This window comes from Catenulispora yoronensis, from assembly GCF_039531695.1.
In the GTDB taxonomy this organism is placed as follows: Bacteria; Actinomycetota; Actinomycetes; order Streptomycetales; family Catenulisporaceae; genus Catenulispora; species Catenulispora yoronensis.
On the sequence record NZ_BAAAQN010000013.1, the window covers coordinates 21,970 to 40,673 of the forward strand.

At 71.2% G+C, this 18,704-nt stretch carries 21 protein-coding genes and 1 pseudogene; 15 read left to right on the forward strand and 7 right to left on the reverse strand.

Going from position 1 to position 18,704, the window contains the following annotated elements:
- Nucleotides 1–127 precede the first annotated feature (127 nt).
- Nucleotides 128–334, reverse strand: coding sequence for a hypothetical protein (locus tag ABD481_RS13300; RefSeq protein WP_344665926.1), 207 nt, complete (start codon nucleotides 332–334; stop codon nucleotides 128–130).
- A 133-nt stretch (nucleotides 335–467) separates the two neighbouring features.
- On the opposite strand from ABD481_RS13300, the gene ABD481_RS13305 reads away from it, so the two are divergent.
- Complete coding sequence (locus ABD481_RS13305; RefSeq protein WP_344665927.1) at nucleotides 468–1,493, forward strand: helix-turn-helix transcriptional regulator; 1,026 nt, start codon at nucleotides 468–470, stop codon at nucleotides 1,491–1,493.
- Between the two features lie 34 nt (nucleotides 1,494–1,527).
- Here ABD481_RS13305 and ABD481_RS13310 read toward each other — a convergent pair whose 3' ends face one another.
- The 3 genes from ABD481_RS13310 to ABD481_RS13320 form a co-directional block, all read right to left on the reverse strand.
- Nucleotides 1,528–2,457, reverse strand: coding sequence for an RNA polymerase sigma-70 factor (locus ABD481_RS13310; protein WP_344665928.1), 930 nt, complete (start codon nucleotides 2,455–2,457; stop codon nucleotides 1,528–1,530).
- Nucleotides 2,458–2,485: 28 nt separating this feature from the next.
- Complete coding sequence (locus ABD481_RS13315; protein ID WP_344665929.1) at nucleotides 2,486–3,418, reverse strand: NAD-dependent epimerase/dehydratase family protein; 933 nt, start codon at nucleotides 3,416–3,418, stop codon at nucleotides 2,486–2,488.
- A gap of 106 nt (nucleotides 3,419–3,524) precedes the next feature.
- Nucleotides 3,525–4,427 carry an RNA polymerase sigma-70 factor gene (locus tag ABD481_RS13320; protein WP_344665930.1) on the reverse strand — a complete coding sequence of 301 codons (903 nt, stop codon included), beginning with the start codon at nucleotides 4,425–4,427 and terminating at the stop codon, nucleotides 3,525–3,527.
- A 120-nt stretch (nucleotides 4,428–4,547) separates the two neighbouring features.
- On the opposite strand from ABD481_RS13320, the gene ABD481_RS13325 reads away from it, so the two are divergent.
- The 3 genes from ABD481_RS13325 to ABD481_RS13335 all read left to right on the forward strand — a co-directional run bounded on the left by ABD481_RS13325 (nucleotide 4,548) and on the right by ABD481_RS13335 (nucleotide 6,557).
- Entirely contained in the window at nucleotides 4,548–5,114 is a 567-nt protein-coding gene (locus ABD481_RS13325; protein WP_344665931.1) for a methyltransferase family protein, read from the forward strand.
- A 67-nt stretch (nucleotides 5,115–5,181) separates the two neighbouring features.
- The gene (locus ABD481_RS13330; protein WP_344665932.1) at nucleotides 5,182–5,724 is read left to right on the forward strand and encodes a SigE family RNA polymerase sigma factor; all 543 of its coding nucleotides are present in this window, start codon (nucleotides 5,182–5,184) and stop codon (nucleotides 5,722–5,724) included.
- Complete coding sequence (locus ABD481_RS13335; protein ID WP_344665933.1) at nucleotides 5,721–6,557, forward strand: hypothetical protein; 837 nt, start codon at nucleotides 5,721–5,723, stop codon at nucleotides 6,555–6,557. Before ABD481_RS13330 ends, ABD481_RS13335 begins: the two co-directional genes overlap by 4 nt.
- A gap of 62 nt (nucleotides 6,558–6,619) precedes the next feature.
- Here ABD481_RS13335 and ABD481_RS13340 read toward each other — a convergent pair whose 3' ends face one another.
- Both ABD481_RS13340 and ABD481_RS13345 read right to left on the reverse strand, forming a co-directional pair.
- Complete coding sequence (locus ABD481_RS13340) at nucleotides 6,620–7,936, reverse strand: RNA polymerase sigma factor (protein ID WP_344665934.1); 1,317 nt, start codon at nucleotides 7,934–7,936, stop codon at nucleotides 6,620–6,622.
- 10 nt (nucleotides 7,937–7,946) lie between these two features.
- The gene (locus tag ABD481_RS13345; protein ID WP_344665935.1) at nucleotides 7,947–8,309 is read right to left on the reverse strand and encodes a YciI family protein; all 363 of its coding nucleotides are present in this window, start codon (nucleotides 8,307–8,309) and stop codon (nucleotides 7,947–7,949) included.
- Nucleotides 8,310–8,717: 408 nt separating this feature from the next.
- Here ABD481_RS13345 and ABD481_RS13350 point away from each other — a divergent pair, with 408 nt between their 5' ends.
- The 4 genes from ABD481_RS13350 (at nucleotide 8,718) to ABD481_RS13365 (ending at nucleotide 12,029) form a co-directional block, all read left to right on the forward strand.
- Nucleotides 8,718–9,644 (forward strand): LLM class flavin-dependent oxidoreductase, encoded by a 927-nt coding sequence (locus ABD481_RS13350; RefSeq protein ID WP_344665936.1) that lies wholly within the window; start codon nucleotides 8,718–8,720, stop codon nucleotides 9,642–9,644.
- Between the two features lie 139 nt (nucleotides 9,645–9,783).
- Entirely contained in the window at nucleotides 9,784–10,611 is an 828-nt protein-coding gene (locus tag ABD481_RS13355; protein ID WP_344665937.1) for an SAM-dependent methyltransferase, read from the forward strand.
- 171 nt (nucleotides 10,612–10,782) lie between these two features.
- Complete coding sequence (locus tag ABD481_RS13360; protein ID WP_344665938.1) at nucleotides 10,783–11,472, forward strand: alpha/beta fold hydrolase; 690 nt, start codon at nucleotides 10,783–10,785, stop codon at nucleotides 11,470–11,472.
- A gap of 86 nt (nucleotides 11,473–11,558) precedes the next feature.
- A complete protein-coding gene (locus ABD481_RS13365) occupies nucleotides 11,559–12,029 on the forward strand; it encodes a carboxymuconolactone decarboxylase family protein (RefSeq protein WP_344666062.1) in 471 nt (156 codons plus the stop codon).
- 25 nt (nucleotides 12,030–12,054) lie between these two features.
- Here ABD481_RS13365 and ABD481_RS13370 read toward each other — a convergent pair whose 3' ends face one another.
- On the reverse strand, nucleotides 12,055–12,873 hold the full coding sequence (locus tag ABD481_RS13370; protein WP_425559161.1) for an endo alpha-1,4 polygalactosaminidase: 819 nt from the start codon (nucleotides 12,871–12,873) through the stop codon (nucleotides 12,055–12,057).
- Here ABD481_RS13370 and ABD481_RS13375 point away from each other — a divergent pair.
- The 7 genes and pseudogenes from ABD481_RS13375 to ABD481_RS13405 all read left to right on the forward strand — a co-directional run bounded on the left by ABD481_RS13375 (nucleotide 12,816) and on the right by ABD481_RS13405 (nucleotide 18,702).
- Nucleotides 12,816–13,034 (forward strand): hypothetical protein, encoded by a 219-nt coding sequence (locus ABD481_RS13375; RefSeq protein WP_344665939.1) that lies wholly within the window; start codon nucleotides 12,816–12,818, stop codon nucleotides 13,032–13,034. The two genes, ABD481_RS13370 and ABD481_RS13375, sit on opposite strands and share 58 nt — an antisense overlap.
- A gap of 135 nt (nucleotides 13,035–13,169) precedes the next feature.
- Entirely contained in the window at nucleotides 13,170–13,307 is a 138-nt protein-coding gene (locus tag ABD481_RS13380; protein WP_344665940.1) for a hypothetical protein, read from the forward strand.
- 105 nt (nucleotides 13,308–13,412) lie between these two features.
- Nucleotides 13,413–13,793 (forward strand): annotated as a pseudogene (locus tag ABD481_RS13385) (GntR family transcriptional regulator); the annotation flags it as partial.
- Between the two features lie 125 nt (nucleotides 13,794–13,918).
- Complete coding sequence (locus ABD481_RS13390) at nucleotides 13,919–14,758, forward strand: ABC transporter ATP-binding protein (protein ID WP_344665941.1); 840 nt, start codon at nucleotides 13,919–13,921, stop codon at nucleotides 14,756–14,758.
- A complete protein-coding gene (locus tag ABD481_RS13395; protein ID WP_344665942.1) occupies nucleotides 14,755–15,738 on the forward strand; it encodes an ABC transporter permease in 984 nt (327 codons plus the stop codon). The genes ABD481_RS13390 and ABD481_RS13395 overlap by 4 nt, the downstream gene beginning before the upstream one ends.
- Nucleotides 15,739–15,881: 143 nt before the next feature.
- Nucleotides 15,882–16,628: a metallophosphoesterase gene (locus tag ABD481_RS13400; protein WP_344665943.1), complete on the forward strand. Its 747-nt coding sequence runs from the start codon at nucleotides 15,882–15,884 to the stop codon at nucleotides 16,626–16,628.
- A gap of 166 nt (nucleotides 16,629–16,794) precedes the next feature.
- Nucleotides 16,795–18,702: a GTP-binding protein gene (locus ABD481_RS13405; RefSeq protein ID WP_344665944.1), complete on the forward strand. Its 1,908-nt coding sequence runs from the start codon at nucleotides 16,795–16,797 to the stop codon at nucleotides 18,700–18,702.
- The last annotated feature ends 2 nt before the right edge of the window (nucleotides 18,703–18,704 follow it).

Genomic DNA, 18,704 nt, shown 5'->3' on the forward strand with positions numbered 1-18,704 from the left:
GTCCCGTGCTGTGCTGTGCCGTGCTCGGCTTCGCTGCCCGTCCCGGTGCGACGTCCCACCTCCCACCCGGCGGTGGCCGGCTGCCACCGTCTCGTCGCACCCGGCACGAGCCGGGTGGCCTGGAGGGTCAGACGTGCGGCGGGCCGGGCGGCGGGCAGTTCGGCGCGAGGTACGGGCAGCTCGGGTTGCCCCAGCCGGTGTCCATCGCGACGACGTGGCCGGCACGGCCGGCACCGCGGTCCGCACCGCGAGCGGCCGCGATCCCGGTCGCCGCACCGGCGGTGGCGGTGATCGCCGCGAGGGCCGCCACGCCGGAGACGAGGATTCTGCGCATGTCTGCTTCCTTTCACGCGGTTGTCAGGTGTCTGTGTCACTGTGCTGTCACCAAGGTGCCTTCTGGCACGGCCGGGGCGACAGACGTGCGATGGTTCACCAAGTGGCTACCGAGAACTGGAAGGAAGACAAGGATGTCCGAACGGGGTGGAAGCGGACATGGAGACGACCTCCTAGCGTCGGTGTACGCCTGGACGGTCGCCGAGCGCCGACTGGTCGAGGGCAGCACGGCGGCGATGGCCGAGGAACTGGGGTGTGCTGAGAAGGAGTGCCAGGACGCCGTCGACGTGCTCCTGGCCCGCCACGTCCTGATCGCCGGACCGGCGGGCGTGGTCGCGGCGAGCCCGGACGTGGCGATCGCGGCCCTGGTCGGCCCGCGCGAGAGCGCGCACCGGGAGGTGGAGCAGGAGCTGATGGCCGAACGGGGACGGACGGCGCAGCTGCGCGCCCGGCTCGCGGCCCTGGCCCCGGTCTACTCCGACCACGTCCGCGAGGGCGCGACGAACGGCGTCGACACCATCACTGACATGCACGCGGTACGGGCCCTGATAGCCGATCTGACGGCGACCTGCGAGACCGAGATCATGGCGTGCCAGCCCGGGGGCGGACGGCCGCCGGCGGCGCTGGCCGACGCGCTGCCCAGGGACCTGGCGCTGTTACGGCGCGGGATCGTGCTGCGCAGTCTTTATCAGCACACTGCGCGCTTCCATCTGCCGACCCAGGCCTACGCCGAGGCGGTGCTCGCCGAGGGATCCCAGATCCGGACGGTGGCCGAGATCCCCGGACAGATGATCGTCATCGACCGGCGGGTGGCGTTCCTGCCGCACGCCGAGCACGAGACCGGGGCGATCATCGTGCGCGAACCGTCGGTGCTGGCCTATCTGTGCCGGGCGTTCGAGCAGTCCTGGAACCTCGGCTCGCCGTACCAGACCGGCCCGTCGGCCGCGCACATGGCGGTCGCGGAGATCAAGTCCTCGATCCTGATGCTGCTGGCCAACGGCCTGAAGGACGACGTGATCGCCAAGCGCATCGGACTGTCGGTCCGGGCCTGCCGGGGCCACATCGCGGACTTGATGGAGGGGTTCGGGGCGCGCAGCCGCTTCCAGGCCGGGGTGATCGCCGCCCGGTCGGGTCAGCTGGAGCCCTCCGCACCGCAGTAGGAGGCGCCGCGGAGGGAGGCGCGCGTCCCGAACCTCATTCCACCTCCGCCCGGCATGCCTGGAACGTCTCCCGCACCGTCTCCCACGCGTCCGCGACCGGGCCCACGTGCCCGAGCTTGTCCGGGTTCACCACGGTGCGGATGGTCTGGATCCGGCCGTCGGCGACGTCCAGCGTCCAGGTGTTGACCACACGGCCGGCCCGGTCCCGGAAGATCGCGCCGGGCTGGCCGTTGACCTCGTGGCGCTCCACCTCGCCGCCGATCCGCAGGAACGGCGCGACCAGCGTGACGAGCAGCCGGGCCACGGTGTCCGCGCCGACCACCGAGCCCTCACGCCACCGCGGGCCCTTGCCCCCGCTGTCGCAGACCAGCCGGATGTCGCCGGCCAGCACCTCGGTCAGGGCGTCGACGTCCCCTTCGCGGAACGCGTCGAAGAACCGCTCGGCGAGTTCGTCGCGCTCGCGGCGGTCGGCCTCGAAGCGGGGGCGCCCGGCGTCCATGTGGTGCCGGGCGCGCGTCGCGAGCTTGCGGCACGCGGCCTCCGAGCGCCCGACCGCCGCGGCGACCGCCGGGATGTCGAACCCGAACACCTCGCGCAGCACGAACACCGCGCGCTCCAGCGGTGTCAGCCGCTCCAGAAGCAGCAAAGCCGCCATCGAGAGCGAATCGGCCAGTTCCGCCGCTCGCTCGGGGTCCTGGTACGGGTCGTCGAGGAGCGGCTCCGGGAACCACGGCCCGACATAGGCTTCCCGCCGCACTCTGGCGGAGCGCAGCACGTCGATCGACACCCGGGTGACCACCGCCGACAGGTAGGACTTCGCCGAGGCCACCTCCGTCCGCGACGCCTCCCAGCGCAGCCACGACTCCTGCACCGCGTCCTCCGCCTCGGCGACGCTGCCCAGGATCCGGTAGGCGATCGAGAACAGCAGAGGCCGTAGTTCCTCGAACTCCTCGACGCCCCTCATGGCCGCCTCCGAACCCTGACACTGTGCATCACGCCAACTCCTCGGCGAACCCCTGGCGCCACGACGGGTATTTCAGCTCCCAGCCGAGCTCGCGCTTGGCCTTCGCGTTGGAGAACCCGCGCGCCTCGGTCATCATGACCACCGCCACCTGCCCGGCCATCATGCGCGCCACCCACTTCGGCACCCGGTACGGCTTCTTCGCGCCCGCGCACTCGGCGAGGTACGGCAGCCATTCGCGGGCCGGCGCCGGCTCGTCGTCGACGATGTTGAACACGCCTCGGGCTTTCTGCTCCACGGCCAGCACGGTGGCGGTCGCCGCGTCCTCCAGGTGGATCCAGGACGCGTACCCGGTGCCCCGCCCGACCAACGGGAACTGTCGCATCCGGATCAGCTCGACCTGGTCGTCGATGGCGCCGGGGCCGTAGAGGCCGCCATAGCGCATGACGGCGCCGCCGGCCGCGAGGACGACGTCCTCGACGTGTTTGAGCGCCAGCATCGAGGTGTGCGCCGCGGTGCCCTCCTCCAGGTCCAGCGGGTCCTCCTCGGTCTTGACCCAGCCGCCGCTGCGCTGCCCGTTCCAGTTGGCGTAGCCCTGCGCGACGAAATGCGGCACCCCGGTCGCCTCGGCGGCGGCCAACAAGTGGTCGGTGCCCTCGGTGCGCAGCCGGATGGTCGGCACCGCCCAGCGGTCGAAGTGCTTGAAGTCCGGCTTGCCGGCGTGGGTCAGCGAGATGCCGGTCATCTGGTGCACGATGACGTCCGGCCGGGCGTGCGCCACGGCCTCGCCGACGGAGGCCGCGTCCAGTCCGTCCATCACCACGCCGGTCGCCCCGAGCTGGCGCAGCACGGCCAGCTTGCCGGGGTCCGTCGTGGTCGCCGTGACCTCGTGGCCCCGGGACGCGAGCTGCGGCACCAGCCACCGGCCCAGGACTCCGGAACCGCCCGCCACGAATACCTTCATGATCATCCCTTCCGTTCCGGCCCCGGCGGTCGCCGGGCCCGGCGCGCTGTCTCGTTCCCTATCGGGACGAGACAGCGCCTCGGTTCTGGGACATCGGGCACCCGCCTCAGCGGCTGATCGGCGTCTCCTGCTCCACCCGCGACAGCTTCTCGGGGTTGCGGACCACGTACAGCCCGGCGACGCGGCCGTCCTGGACGTGCATGGTGACCACGCTGACCTCGCCCCGGGCATGGACCAGCAGCGCCGGGGCGCCGTTGATCTGCACCGGCTCGAACACCGCCGTGCCCCGGAGCTGGCCCAGGCCCGCCGCCAGCACCTCGCGCACCGCGTCCGCGCCGAGCACCGGCTCCGGGAACGCCTGCCGGATCCCGCCGCCGTCGCCGAGCATCACCACGTCCGGCGCCAGCAGGTCGAACAGGCTCTGGAGGTCGCCGGTGTCGATGGCCCGCTGGAACGCCTCCAGCGCGCCGCGGGTCTGTGCCGCCGACGTCGTGCCGCGCGGACGGCGCGAGGCCACGTGCGTCCGGGCCCGATGCGCGATCTGCCGGACCGCCGCCGCGGTCTTGTCCACGGCCTCGGCGATCTCGTCGTAGTCCAGGTCGAACACCTCGCGCAGCACGAACACCGCCCGCTCGGTCGGCGTCAGGGTCTCCAGCACCAGCAGCATCGCCATGGAGACCGAGTCGGCCAGCTCCACGTCCTCGGCGACGTCCGGCGTGGTGAGCAGCGGCTCGGGCAGCCACGGGCCGAAGTAGGACTCCTTGCGGCGGCCGAGCGTGCGCATGTGCGTGAGCGCCTGGCGGGTCGTGATGCGCACCAGATAGGCACGGCGGTCGCGCACGGTCTCCAGATCGACGCCGGTCCAGCGCAGCCACGTCTCCTGGAGCACGTCCTCGGCGTCGGCGGCGGAGCCGAGCATCTCGTAGGCGACGGTGAACAGCAGGTTCCGATGGGTCACGAAGGTGTCGGTCGCGCTCTCCGACTGCTGGTCCACGTCCGGCTCGCCCATGGCGGCACCTACCCGTCTCTCTTTGGCCCCTTGGTCACGAGACTCCGGAGGACGCCGGATTGTGACCCGATCGGACGGTGACGCACATCACATTCCGGGCGCCACCGATATCCTCGGGACATGGCGCTGCCAGGTTGGCTGTCGATCGCCGGTGTCGTGGTGTGGGTCCTGTACGAGGTCACACTGCGCCGCAAGGACCAGGACACCGCGTCCTGGGCGGGAGGCGAGGAAGACCGCCGGAGTACGACGCTGCTGATCGTGAGCTATCTGCTGGCCGTGGGGCTGGTGGTCGTGCTGCAGAACGCCGGGGTCGGCTCGGTGCCGGTCGGCGTGCGGTGGATCGGCGTCGGGATGATCGCCGTCGGCCTCGCGCTGCGCGCCTGGGGCATGGCGGTCCTCGGCCGGTTCTACACCCGGACGCTGCGGGTCGCCGACGACCAGCGGATCGTGCAGGAGGGGCCGTACCGTGTGATCCGGCACCCGGGCTACGCCGGAAGCCTGCTGGTATGGACCGGCTACTGCCTCGGTGTCGGGAACTGGATCGCGCTGGCGGTCGTCGCGGCCCTGATGCTGCTGGCCTACTCGTGGCGGATCAACGCCGAGGAGCAGATGCTGGTCGCGAACTTCGGCGACGGCTACCGCGACTACCAGCGGCGGACGGCGCGCCTGATCCCGTACGTATATTGATCGCGCGGCGGCAGCCATAGGTCCCCCCGGTTCCCCGCGTTGAAGGGGATGGAAGAAGGGGGACGGAATGAGCGCCGATCACAACCGCGGGCAGGAAGCGGAGTTCAGGGACTACGTCCTGGCCCGGCGCGGTGCGCTGATGCGGACGGCATACCTGCTCACCGGGGATCCGGGGCAGGCCGAGGACCTGGTGCAGACCACGCTGGCCAAGGCTTACGCGGCCTGGCGGCGGGTGCGCACCAGGGAGAATCCGGACGCCTACGTGGCACGCGCGCTGATCAACGCGCACATCTCGGAACGCCGCCGGCGCCGGGTACGGGAGTGGTTCCCGGGCACGCTGCCCGACCAGGCCGCCGCCGACCGGACCGACGCCGTCGCGGATCGCAGCGTCCTGCTGGCGGCGCTGGCCGGGCTGCCGCCCGGGCAGCGGGCGGTCGTCGTGCTGCGGTTCTGGGAGGACCGCAGCGAGACCGCCGTCGCCGACCTGCTGGGCTGCTCGGTCGGCTCCGTACGCAGCCAGGCCTGGCGGGGCTTGGCGAAACTGCGGCAGAACCCGGAGCTGTCCCGCCTCTTCGACCGCGAACCCGTGACAGAGAGGATGGAACGATGACCATGCACGACGACACGTCAGCGGACACCGACCGCTTGCGCGAGGCGTTCGCCGAGGAGGTGGACCGGCCCGGGCTGGGCGGCCCCTCGCTGGACGCGGTGCTGCGAGCGGGCGGCGGCCGGCTGCGGATGCGCCGGGCGGCGTACGGGACGACCTTCGCCGTGACCGCGGCGGCGGCTGTGGCGGTGACGTCGATCGCCGCACACGGCGGAACGGCGGCCAGGCCGGCGGCGTTGGCGGCCGCGTCGAGTCCCACGGATCCGGAAGGCGGCACTCCGGCCCCTGTGGTCCTGACCGCGGGAGACCTGGACGGACACGCTTGGCAGCTGGTCTGGAAGTTCAGGCAGGTGCAGCTGAGCAGCGACCCGTCGAACGAGCAGAGCCCTACCTACCCGGAGTGGTGCGCCGACGTGGCGATGTACGTCGACGGCGCGTGGACCAACTCCGACAACCGCGCTCCCTGCACGGTTAGGGACCCCTCGGGCCACCACCTGGCCACGTCGCTGGACCATCCCATGATCTACCCGGTCCCGATCCTCGACACCCAGCGGCACCGGTACGGCAGCGCGGTCGTCGGCGAGGTGAATCAGGGAACGGCAAAAGTCGTGGCGCAGTGCGGCGACCAGCAATTCACCACCACACCTCGGGTCGCCACAAACGGGGCCTCCTACTTCGCGTTCGCGTTCCCGGAGAACTCGACCTGCAAGTCGGGGAGCCTGAAGTTCTACGACGCATCGGGCCGGCAAGTCGCGAGCAAGGACGACGAGTCCTTCGTCGGCATCGACACCATCCTTTTCGATGGCGGCACCCCCACCGCCACCGCCACCGACTAGGACATCACCGGCTCGCGAAACCCTTGTGGGGTCAGGTCTTCGTGATCTGGCCCCACCATGACTCATTGTTCTGCGATATGGCCTCGGGCCTCCCGCAGCCTGCCTTCCAGGAAGCCGCGTTCGGCGTCGTTGTCCGAGAGCAGGAGGGCCTCCTCATAGGCGGTCGCGGCCTCCGGCCAGCGAGTCAGTCTCCTGAGGAAGTCGGCGCGCGTAGCGCTGAGGTAGCGATAGGTCGCCAGCGCGGGCTCGGTCGCCAAGGATTCGAGCGCGTCCAGGCCGGCCTGCGGCCCGTCGCGCATGCCCAGGGCCACCGCGCGGTTCAGCTCGACGACCGGGGTCGGCCACAGGCGCAGCAGCAGGTCGTAGAGCCCGACGATCTCGGACCAGTCGGTCGCCTCGAAGGTCGGCGCCTCGGCGTGGACGGCGGCGACGGCGGCCTGGACCGCGTACCGGGTCGGCGGGCCGGCCCGCAGGGCCTGGTCGAGCAGCTCGACGCCCTCGGCGATCCGGTCCCGGTCCCACCGCGAACGGTCCTGGTCGGCCAGCAGGACCGGACGGCCCTCGGCGTCGACCCGGGTGCGGCGGCGCGCGTCGATGAGGACCAGCAGGGCCAGCAGGCCCGTCGGCTCGGTCGCCTCCGGCAGCAGCCGGTGCAGCGTGCGGGCCAGGTGGAGCGCGCAGGCGACGAGATCGTCGCGCACGAGGACCGGGCCGACCGGGGCGTTCTCACCGGTGGTGAAGACCAGGAGGACTACTTCGCAGACCGCTGACAGGCGCTCGGGCAGATCGGCCGCGTCCGGTACCCGGTAAGGGATCCGCGCCGTGGCGATCTTCTTCTTGGCCCGGGTGATGCGCGCCGCCATGGTGCTCTCCTGGACCAGGAAGGCACGAGCCACCTCGGCAGTGGACAGACCGCAGACCAGGCGCAGGGTCAGGGCGACGCGGGCGTCCCGCGACAGCGCCGGGTGGCAGCAGGTGAACACCAGGCGAAGCATGTCGTCGGGGACGAAGGGCGGCTCGTCGGCGTCCTGGGGGTCCGGGGTCAGATCTTCCTCGACCAGCAGCGGCAAGGCGCGACGCCAAGCGGATTCGCGGCGGAGCAGGTCGCGGGCGCGGTTCCGGGCGACGGTCTTGAGCCAGGCTTCGGGGTGGTCCGGGACGGCCGTGGCGGGCCAGGTGCGCAGAGCCTGGGCGTAGGCGTCCTGGACGCACTCCTCGGCGGTGTCGAGATCGCGCACCAGGCGCACGGTGGCGGCCAGGACCGCGCCCCAGTGGTCGCGGTGCGCCCGGGCGACTGCTTCGACGACGGCCTGGTGCGCGGCGCCTCGTGTCGCGCGGAACGCGGGGCCGTCTTCTGCGTCGGCTGTCGCCTCGGGCATGGCAGGACGGTCAGCCGTGGTGGACCAGCGGCGTGATCTCGACGCCGGAGTGGTCGTGGCGGGTCTCGGCGAGCAGGCCGGTCAGTTTCACGACCGCGTCGAGGTCGGGGGCGTCCAAGACGTAGAAGCCGCCGACCACTTCCTTCGTCTCCAGGAACGGACCGTCGGTGACCGAGGGCGTATCGCCGTCGCCGTCGCCCCGCCGCAAGGTGGTGGCGGTGGCGGACGACTCCAACTGCCCGGACGCCAGCACCGCCGGACCGGCCTGCTGCGCGAACGCGCGGTGGCCGGCGTCGATCTCGGCCATCTCCTCGGGACTGATCGCGTCCCAGCGCTGCTCGTCTCCGTAGATGAGGACCATGTACTTCGCCATGGCGCAGTCCCTTCGTCTCGGGTCGGAATCGACCCTCTCACTGGAGGAGACGAACAGCGAACCGCTCGATCGACAGCGCCTTGGGGACGACACTGCCTCGGGTTCGACAGCACCCCGGGTCCGCCAGTGCAGATCAGTGCAGATCAGCCGCTTCGCCTGGTGATCACGGGTGTAACGCAATCGGCGCTACAAACGCCTGTATTAGCGAGGACAGCGGCGCCCGCGTTTCGGCCATCGCCGCATCCTCCTAGGACGCGTCGCGCCGCACCCCCCGAACGGCGCGGCGCGTCCTTCTTTTCTCTTTCTCCTCACAAGGCCGAGATGCGGCCCGCGACGAAGCCTGCCACGGTTGAAGTACGCATCACGAACTACTATAGTTCGTGGAACGAACCACTGAGGGAGGCCTTCATGTCCGGCACCGCACCCCGCTTCGGACTCGGCGTGTCCAACGCCGTCCGCGACATCCCGCAGGCCCTGGACCTGGTGGCCCGGGTCGACCGCGCCGGCCTGGACCACTTCTCGGTCTCGGACCACCCGTACCACGGCCGGCTGCTGGACGCGTACTCCCTGGTCGGCTTCGCCCTCGGCCGCACAGCGCGGATCAGCGGCATGGTCAACGTCAGCAATCTGCCGGTGCGGCCCGCGCCGATGCTGGCCCGGGCGGTGACGTCGCTGTCGGCGCTGTCGGGCGGCCGGATCGTGCTCGGGCTGGGGGCCGGCGGCTCCTGGGACGACATCGCACGGCTGGGCGTGCCGCGCCTGACCGGCGGCGAGGCGGTCCGGGCCTTCGAGGAGTCCTTCACCCTGATCAGGGCCCTGACCGGCGGCGGCGCCTCCGTCACCTTCGAGGGCGAGTTCTACAGCGTGCACGACATCGACCCGGCCCCGGTGGCGGCGCCCCCGATCTGGACCGGGTCGAACGGCCCGAAGTCGCTGGCCGTGACCGGGCGCCAGGCCGACGGCTGGATCCCGGGCCACGCCGCGGACTGGCTCAGCCGCCGGTACCTGGAGTCGCGCCCGATCATCGACGAGGCCGCCGCGGCGGTCGGGCGCGATCCGCGCGAGATCGCGACGATCTACAACCTCCCGGGGCTGGTCAGCGAGGCCCCGCTGGCGGCGACCCGGGACGCCGACGGACGCTGGGTCGGCGGCTCGGTGCGGCAGTGGGTGGAGGAACTGGCCGGCGCGGTGCTGGAGCACGGAGCCGGCGGCGTCACGTATTTCCCCGTAGGGGGCGGCGTGGGCGCGGAGCGCGCAGCCGTCGTCTGGGCCGAGGAGATCGCGCCCGGCGTGCGCGAAGCGGTCGGCGCCGCTATCGGCTCATCAGCTGTCTGACCCGCTTCCGGCCACCGCGACCGGTCCTTCCTTTCGGGTATCCGCCACTGCGCCACTTGCCGTATCAGTACTCGACACCCTTCGGCTACTCTGAACTCAACAGTAGTTGAAGGTTCTGTTACGTCGTAAGGGGCCGGGAATGATCGAGCACGATCTCGGCGGGGACTTCACGCCCTTGCCGGACTGGGCACCGCCGGAGATCGACCAGTCGATCCCCCACCCTGCCCGCATCTACAACCACCTGATCGGCGGCAAGGACAACTTCGCGGTGGACCGGGCGGCCGCCGCGGCCGCCACCAAAGCCCTTCCCCAGGCGCCCGCCATGGCCAAGGCCAACCGCGCCTTCCTCGGCCGCGCCGTCCGCTACCTCGCCGAACAAGGCCTCGACCAGTTCCTCGACATCGGCGCCGGGATCCCGGGCCCCGGCAACACCGGCGAGGTGGCCCGCACCGTCCACCCCCGGGCCCGCGTCGCGTACATCGACTACGACCCGATCGTGGTCACCCACACCCGGGCCCTGACCGCCGACCCCGCACTGACCGCGGTGGCCGTCGCCGACGTCCGCGAGCCGAAGACCATCCTGGAGCACCCCGAGATCCGCACCACGCTGGACTTCGACCGCCCCATCGCGGTGCTGCTGGTGGCGGTGCTGCACTTCCTCACCCCCGACGAGGACCTGCGGAGCCTGGTGAACCAGTACACGGACGCCGTCCCGCCGGGCAGCGCGCTGGTCATCTCGCACATCACCCCGGGCGGCGACGAAGCGCGCAACGCCGAGGCGCGCAAGGCGTGGGCCACGGCGAAGTCGCAGCTCGTCCAGCGCACGGAGGAGGAGGTCACTGCGCTTTTCAGTGGGGTGGACGTGGTGGACCCGGGGGTGGTGCAGCTTCAGCTGTGGCATCCGGACGCGAGCGTCGACCCGAATTTGCGGGTCCTGATACACGGCGGCGTGGGATTCAAACGCTGAGCCACCGGCACGCTCAGCTGTCGCGCCGAGTTCTACCCTGTGCCTGTACGGCGACATGCCCCGAGTCGGCGGCGCTGGTCGACGCCAAGCGCTGAAGTCGGCCGGAACATCGGCCACCACGTCGGCCAGAACGTGGCCACGATCGTCAGTCCGGCGGACTAGCGTCGAACCATGGCTACCTACGTCCTCATCCACGGCGCGGCCTCCGACTCCTGGTACTGGCACCGAGTCATCCCGCTGCTGCGCGCCGCCGGGCACGACGTCGTCACGCCGGACCTTCCGGTCTCCGACCCGGCGTGCGGCATCCCGGAGTACACGCAGTCCGCGATCGAGACCATCGGCGAGCACGTCGCCGACGGTCTGATCGTGGTGGCGCAGTCGCTCGGCGGCTTCACCGCCGCCATGCTCGCCACCCGCGTTCCGACCAAGCTGCTGGTCTACCTGGCGGCCATGGCGCCGAAGGCCGGTGAGACACCGGGCGAATGGTGGGAGGCCACGGGCTACTCCGAGGCCAAGCAGGAGAACGACGCGCGCCTGGGGATCGGCGAGAACCCGGACACCCTGGTGACGTTCTTCCACGACGTTCCCGAGGACCTGGCGGGCGAGGCCCTCGGCCGGCCGGTGCAGCAGAGCGACGGGCCGTTCCACTCGCCGCCGATGCCGGAGCTGCCGGAGGTGCCGACGCGGTTCCTGCTCTGCCGTGACGACCGGATGTTCCCGGCCGATTTCCAGCGGCGGATGGCGAAGGAGCGGCTCGGCATCACCGCGGACGAGATGATCGGCGGCCACCTGCCGGCGTTGGCGCACCCGGAGGAGCTGGTGCGGCATTTGGAGCGGTTCCGGGTCGAAGCGGGCCTGTGACGCAGGTCACATCCGCTGCTGTCACATCGCTCTCCTCCCGGTGGTCTACCTAGCAAAACCGCATGGCAGACCCGAAGGAGACCGACATGGAAGCCCGCTTCAACTACTACGGCACCGCGGCCGGCCAGAAGTTCGTGAAGCACATCAACTCGGCAGGTCACGCGATGGCCGCCACCGGCCTGCCGAACACCACCACGCAGTTGGTGCTGCTGCGCGCCAGCCAGATCAACGGCTGCGCCATGTGCACCGACATGCACTACAAGGACGCCGTGCACGCCGGCGACGAGCCGGAGCGTCTGAACCTGGTGGCGGCCTGGCGGGAGGCCACCAAGTTCACCGACGCCGAACGCGCCGCGCTGGAGCTGACCGAGCAGGGCACGCGGGTCGCCGATGGCGCCGGCGGCGTGAGCGACGAGGCGTGGGCCCGCGCGGCCGAGCACTACGACGAGGAGCAGCTGGCGGCGCTCATCTCGACGATCGCCCTGATCAACGCCTACAACCGCCTGAACCTCATCTCCCGCGTCCCGGCCGGGGACTACAAGCCGGGCCAGTGGTGACGGTTGGCCGGTCCGACCGCGAGTCTCAGCAGGTCTTGTAGACGTAGGAGGAACCGCCTGCCGCGCTGACGTCGACATCGCGCCGAACGATCGCGATCCGGTTGGCGTAGGCGTGGCAGGCGGCGGTGAATCCCTTGTCGTCGTACTCGACGTCGACGACGCGGCCGCCGAAGGTGTCGGCGTAGTCGCCGCATTCGTCGTAGTCGCCGCACTGTTCGGCGACGGCGAAGTCGAAGCCGATCTGGTGCGCACGCGGCAGGAACTCCGTCGTGTTCTTCTGCGCGATCGCCAGGCCCTTGGCGTGCGCCAGCCGGGCAAGCTCGGTCGCCAGCGCGGCGTCCTGGTCCGCGGTGAGCAGCCCCTGCGAGCGCGAGTAGGAGTCGAGATTGTCGGGCTCGATCGCCTGGAAACCCTTGGCCGCGCAGCCGTCCATCCAACCGCCGATGATGGCGGCGAGCGCGGCGCGTTTGGCGTCGGTGGAGACGTCGAGCAGCTGCTCGTTCCAGTTCTGGTCGATCACCGGCGCCCCGGAGGCGGTCTTCAGCAGCAGATCCGGATGGTTGGCCCGCCACCACCCGGTGGCGTCCGGCTGGGCCTGGAAAGCGTTGAGGTAGCAGATGTTGTAGAGCCCGGGCGCCGGTGCGGCGGACCGGTCGCGCGAGACGACGCGCACGCCGGCGGGCGGCGGATAGGCTCCGCCGATCTGGTAGTCCCACTTCGCTCCGGCCGGCAAGGGCTGCACCTTGCCATGCACGGCAGAAGGCGTAGAAGGATGCGCAGAAGCCGTTGCCGAAGCCGAAGCCGACGCTGTTGCCGACGCCGACGCCGAACCTGTTGCCGACACCGAAGCTGTCGCCGAACCTGTCGCTGAAGGCGTTGCCGATGCCGTCGCGGATGCTGATGCCGATGCCGATGCCGGCTTCGACGATGCGAGCCCTGATGACACCGGACTCGCCGACCCGCCGCTGGAACAGCCGGCGGTCGCCAGGACCACGGCGGCCGTGACCGTCCCGAGCACCCAGCGGGCACCGCACACACCGGACACAGGCATTGGCCACCCCTTAACGACGACACCGCGATGCTAATCGCTGCTGCCCGATGTCCGCCCGCGCTCCGCAGTTCTCTGACACGGTGGATTCCGTGACGATTCTCGGCGCGAACACGGATAACCCGGGCGTCCCGCACTACGGATCGGGTGCGGCGGTCACCGGCTCGGTCATATTCCTGGCCCTGATGGCCGCCGTCCTGGCCGCCAGCTGGCTCCGCCGCCGGAAATGACCGGCGGCGCCGTCCCGGATCACCCCCGGCTCATCGTCACGGTTGACTAGTGTTCTAGTTAACCGTAACAATTGCCGGGACAGATCCTGCGACGGGAGCTCATCCATGATTGCTTTCCATGTCGACCGGGCCGGGAGCATCCCGGCCTATGCCCAGCTGGTCCAACAGGTCCGCGAGGCCCTCCGCCTGGGCCTGCTGCACCCCGGCGACAAACTGCCGACGGTCCGCGAGGTCGTCACCTCCTGCGCGGTCAACGCCGCCACGGTCCTGAAGGCCTACCGCGAACTCGAACTCTCCGGCCTGGTCGAGGCCCGGCAGGGCGCGGGCACGTACATCTCCGGCACGCTCGGCGGCAGCGCCGGGCCGGAGGCGATGGACGAGCTGCGCGGCCGCCTGCGCACCTGGGTCGGCGACGCCCGCGAAGCCGGCCTGGAGGACGACGACATGCGCGCCCTGGTCTCCTCGGTGCTCGCGGAGCCGCCGGGGGAGTTGACGGCTGAGGAGCGCGCCTCGGCGAGCCGGCGGGACTCCGAACACGCGCCGAGCGCCCCGAGCGCCCCGAGCACGGCGGCCACGCGGCACGCCCACGACTCGCAGACCGCGGGGCCGAGATGACCGAGGTCGCCTTCGAAACCCACGACCTGGGCAAGCGCTACAAGAACCTCTGGGCCCTGAAGGACTTCAACGTCGCCCTCCCGGCCAACAAGGTCATCGCGCTGGTCGGCGCGAACGGCGCCGGCAAGTCCACGCTGATGTCGATCGCCGCCGGGATACTCCCGGCCACCGAGGGCTCGATCACCGTGGGCGGCCGCGTGGTGCTGCTGGCCCAGGAGAAGCCGCTGTACCGCTCCTTCAGCGTCGCCGACATGCTGAACTTCGGCCGGCACCTGAACACCGTGTGGGACCAGCAGCGGGCCCTGAGCTGGCTGGGCCGGTTCGAGATCCCGCTGGACCGGCCGTGCGGCAAGCTCTCCGGCGGCCAGCAGACCCAGGTGGCGATGGCGGTCGCGCTCGGCGCCCGGCCCTCGCTGCTGCTGCTCGACGAGCCGCTGGCCAACCTGGACCCGGTGGCCCGGCGCGAGGTCACCGGCGAGCTGCTGGCCGAGGTCGCCGACAGCGACATGACCGTGGTGCTGTCCACGCACGTCGTGGCCGAGCTGGCCGGCGTCGGGGACCACCTGCTCCTGCTGCGCCAGGGCCGCTGCGCGCTCGAGGGCGACGTCGAGGAGCTGCTGTCCCAGCACGTCCGGCTGGTCGGTCCGCGCGCCGACGCGCCGCCGGTGGAGGGCCAGGTCGTGCAGAGCACGCACACCGAGCGGCAGTCCGCCTTCGTGGTCCGCACGCTGCTGGGCCCGGAGACCCCGGTGGCCGCGCCCTGGCAGGCCCAGCCGGTGACGCTGGAGGACCTGGTGCTGGCCCATCTCAAGACCGCCCCCGGGGAGGAACTGTGAACGGCCTGATCTGGCTGACCTGGCGCCAGCACCGCTGGACCATCGTGGTCACCGCCGCGCTGACCGTGGTCCTGGCGGTCCTGATGGTGCTGACCGCGTCCAAGCTCGGCTCGATGGCCGCGCACTGCGCTTCGCCCGACGTCCGGTGCACCCGGGCCAAGACCGAGGCCGTGCCGTCCCGGGCCACCTACCTGATGAACTCGCTGGTGTTCCTCCCGCTGCTGATCGCGGTGTTCTGGGGCGTGCCGCTGCTGGCCCGCGAGTTCGAGCAGCGGACGCTGCCGCTGGCCTGGTCGCAGGACGTGAGCCGGCAGAAGTGGCTGTTCGGCAAGACCGGGGTGATGATCGCGCTGGTCGGCTCGATGGCGGCCCTGCTGGCCGGGCTGGCCGAACACCTGGCGCACCAGTACCACGCCTACACCGGCGAGAGCCTGTTCGAGGGCACGCAGTTCCAGGCCGGCGGCTGGATGCCGCTGACGCTGGCCCTGGCCTGGCTGGCGGTCGGCATCGGGGCCGGGGCGGCGACCCGCCGGACCCTCGCGGGGATCGCCGTGGTCGGCGCGCTGTGGATCGCGCGCATGGTGGTGATGGTGCAGGCGCGCGGGAAGTTCGCGACGCCGGTCACGACGACGCACGCGTTCACCAGCGATTTCGGCGATCCGACAACGGTGGCGGCCGGAGCCGCCGCCACCTTCCCGAACGACATGAGCCTGGACGGCGGCAGCCCGCCGTTCATCGACTCCCACGGCGCCGTCCACACCGCCCGGCAGGTGATGGAGGGCTGGTGTTCGGACACCAGGACCGACATCGGGGACTGCCTGCGGAGCCACGGCATCGTCGGGACGATCTCGAAGTACCAGCCCGCGCACCGGATGGGCACGTTCCACCTCATCGAGAACGGCCTGAACCTCGCGCTGTTCGTCGTGGGACTGGCTGTCGCCTGGTGGTGCGTGAAGCGGACCCGGACGACCGTGTCCTGATCAGGCCGGGCGCCGCGCCCCTTTCCGACAGCCTGCTCCGGCTTCCCGGAGCGTCCCGGCGAGCGCTCCCAGCGTCGCCGGGTACGCGCGTTCCGAGGAAACGGAGTACGTCCGTGGGCCAGTCGGCTCCTACGCTCAAAGCCATGCCCATAGTCATCGCGCATGTCAGCGACATCCATGTCGACGCCGGAGCCCGCGCCGCCGAGCGCGCCCGCCGGGTCTTCGCCCACCTCGACGCCCTGCCCGCCGACCTGGACGCGGTCGTGGTCACCGGCGACATCGCCGACCACGGCCTGGACGCGGAGTACGAGACCGTCCGCGGCCTCACCGCGCTCCGGCATCCGGTGCTGATCGGGCCCGGGAACCACGACGACCGGGAGGCGTTCCGCCGGTCGCTGCTGGGCGTCCCGGCCTCGGCCGAGCCGATCGACCAGGTGCTGCGCACGGACCGCTTCGTCCTCGCCCTCTGCGATTCCTCGATCCCCGGCCGGCACGACGGGCTCCTGGCCGGCACGACGCTGGAGTGGCTGGCCGCCGAGCTGGACGCGACGCCGGCGGACGTACCGGTGCTGGTCGCGTTCCACCATCCGCCCGTCGAGCTGCACGTACCGCTCGTCGACCCGATCCGGCAGTTCGAGGAACAGCGGCTGGCCGCCGCGCTCGCCGGGCGGGCGAACGTCGTCGCGCTGCTGGCCGGGCACGCCCACACCGCCGCCGCGACCCGCTTCGCCGGGCTGCCGCTGCTGGTGGCGCCGGGTGTGGTGTCGACGACGCGGCTGCCGTGGGAGGGCGACGGCGCGGTGGTGGACCTGGACCAGCCGCCATCCTTCGCGTTCCACGTCATCGACGACGACTGGCGGGTGACGACGCACTTCCGCACCCTCGGGTGACCTCCCCGGGGCGGGTCCGGCGCCGTTAATCGGTTGCCGCCCGCACCCGGCGGGTGCTGCACTGGTGCGGTCCACGTCCGCCATTGGAAGGAACCGCGAATGCGCCGCTTGGCTCCCATGCCCACTCTCCTGGTCATGTCAGCCAACGCGAAGGACGCGGTTTTCGGTGCGGTATCTGAACCTGGGGATCCTGGCGCACGTCGACGCCGGTAAGACCTCCCTGACCGAGCGGCTGCTGCACGCCGCCGGGATCATCGACGAAGTCGGCAGCGTGGACGACGGCACCACGCGGACCGACAGCCTGGAGCTGGAACGCCGGCGCGGGATCACGATCAAGGCGGCGGTAACCGCCTTCCCGCTGGCCGACGTCGCGGTGAACCTCATCGACACGCCCGGGCACCCGGACTTCGTCGCCGAGGTGGAGCGCACGCTCGGGGTGCTGGACGGCGTGGTGCTCGTGGTGTCGGCGGTCGAGGGCGTCCAGGCCCAGACCAGGGTGCTGATGCGGGCGATCCGCCGCCTCGGGCTGCCGACGGTGCTGTTCGTCAACAAGATCGACCGGCGCGGGGCGGATCCCGCCCGCGTCCTGCGCGAGGTCTCGGCGAAGCTGACGCCGGCGGCGTTCCCGATGGGAACGGTCGTCGGGGCCGGGACGAAGGACGCGCGGTTCGTCTCCGAGGTGTCCGAGCTGCGGCGTCTGCGCTTGTGGTCGCAGCTGGCGAAGGACAGCCGCCGGGGTTCGGCCCATCCGGTGTACTTCGGATCGGCGATCACCGGTGCGGGCGTTCCCGAGCTGATGGCGGGTCTGCGCAAGCTGCTCCCGCGCTCCGCCGACGAGGCCTCGTCCTCGGCGGAGACCGCGGGACGCGTCTTCAAGGTGGAGCGTGACACGACCGGGGAGCGGATCGCCTACGTGCGAATGTTCGCCGGCGCACTGCGGACCCGCGACCGTCTGCCGAGCGGACGCGTCACCGGGATCTCGGTGCTGTCGGCCGAGGAAGGCGCGCCGGTGGCGACGGACGTCGTCACGGCGGGCCAGATCGGGATCGTCCGAGGACTGACGAAGGTGCGGATCGGCGACCGGATCGGCGACCTGCCAACCACCGAGGAGACCACACCGCACTTCGCACCACCGACCCTGGAAACGGTCGTCGAACCCCTCGATCCCGCCGACCGGGGCCCGATGTTCTCGGCGCTGACCCAGCTGTCGGAACAGGACCCCCTGATCGGGCTGCGCTACGACAAGGCCCGCGCGGAGACCTCGCTGTCCCTGTACGGCGAGGTCCAGAAGGAGGTCATCCAAACGACGCTCGCCGAGGAGTTCGGCGTCGCCGTGCAGTTCCACGAGACGACGCCGATCTGCGTGGAACGGATCGTCGGCACCGGCGAAGCCCTCGATGTGATCAAGACCGGCGACAATCCCTTCCTGGCCACGCTCGGCCTCCGCGTCGCCCCGGCGCCGCTCGGCACGGGAGTGAGCTTCTCGCTGGAGATCGAACTCGGATCCTTGCCACCGGCCTTCCTGACCGCGATCGAGGAGACGGTGCGCGCCACGCTCACCTCGGGCCGGCACGGATGGGAGATCCCCGACGCGGCGGTCACCGTGACCCGCACCGGCTACTGGGCCCGGCAGAGCCATGCCCACGCCACCTTCGACAAGAGCATGTCGAGCACCGCCGGGGACTTCCGCGCCCTGACTCCGCTGGTGCTGATGGCGGCGGTGGCCCAGGCCGGGACGCGGGTCTGCGAACCGGTGCACCGGTTCCGCCTGGAACTGCCGGCCGAGCTGCTCGGCACGGTGCTGCCGGCGCTGGCGGCGTTCCGCGCGGTCCCGGACTCGACCACCGTGGCCGCCGGGTCGGCGGTGCTGGAGGGCAGCGTCCCGGCGGCGCGGGTGCACGCGCTCGGCCAACGGATCCCCGGGCTCACCGGCGGTGAGGGCGTGCTGGAGTCGGCGTTCGACCACTTCGCCCCGGTCAGCGGCGCCGAATTTCCGGAGCGGGCGCGCTGGGACGCGAATCCCTTGGATCGGAAGGAGTATCTGATGCGGGTGCAGCGCGGAGTCGGAGTCTGATC